We start from the raw sequence: 871 nt of genomic DNA, 5'->3' as shown, positions 1-871 counted from the left end.
ACGTCTCGGCACGATACGTGAAAGTGTCTGCCTCTACCGCAACGACAACTGCTAAAACGTACGTCACGACGGTCAACTTGAATTTACGTAAGAGTGCCTCGTCGACCGGGACCATCCTTTTGACGATCCCTTCAGGACGAAGCGTCACGTACCTCGGCACGTACGGCTCTTGGTATAAAGTGTCCTACGGTGGACAGACTGGTTACGTCTCATCCCAATACTTAAAGGCGAGCACAACGACGACGAACACATCGACCGGTTCCGGCCGAACAATCGTCATCGATGCCGGGCACGGCGGATACGACCCTGGCGCCGTCTACGGGTCAGTCCAAGAGAAGGTATTGACACTCGACATCGCCAAGCGCCTTGCGAGCACGTTGTCCGGCACCTACAACTACAACGTCCGAATGACGCGTTCAACCGATACTTATTTGTCGCTCGCGAACCGTGTCTCCTTGACGAAGTCGTATAACGGCAGCGCGTTTGTCAGCCTACATGCGAACTCTTCTACAAATGCGTCCTATCACGGTCACGAAGTACTCGTGCCGACGACCGAAAGCTATACGACGAACCCATACGTATCGGCGAGCCGCAACTTGGGCGCTTCCATCAACCGTGAGCTCGGCGCCCGAATCCCGACCATTCGAAATCGAGGCGTCAAATATCAGAACGTCTACGTCGTCGGGAAGAACAGCGTCCCTTCGACACTCGTTGAGTACGGCTTTATGACAAATCAGAACGACCGCGCCCATTTGACGAGTACGACGTATCGTCAACGGATGGCCGAAGCGACGGCGTCCGGGATTCATCAATTCATGCGTTCTACCTATTAATCAAACTAAGAGGCTGGGACATAACTAGCCAGTTCTAA

The 871-nt window shown here is 53.8% G+C and carries 1 protein-coding gene; it reads left to right on the top strand.

Annotated elements, in window-relative coordinates; all coding sequences use genetic code 11:
* Nucleotides 1-833, top strand: an 833-nt coding sequence (locus RT52_RS15950; protein ID WP_156028835.1) for an N-acetylmuramoyl-L-alanine amidase, incomplete at its 5' end; no start/stop codon positions are given.
* Nucleotides 834-871: the final 38 nt, after the last annotated feature.

This window comes from Exiguobacterium alkaliphilum 12/1 (genome assembly GCF_000714435.1).
Taxonomy (GTDB): Bacteria; Bacillota; Bacilli; order Exiguobacteriales; family Exiguobacteriaceae; genus Exiguobacterium; species Exiguobacterium alkaliphilum.
This window is presented reverse-complemented; position numbering and strand designations above follow the sequence as displayed.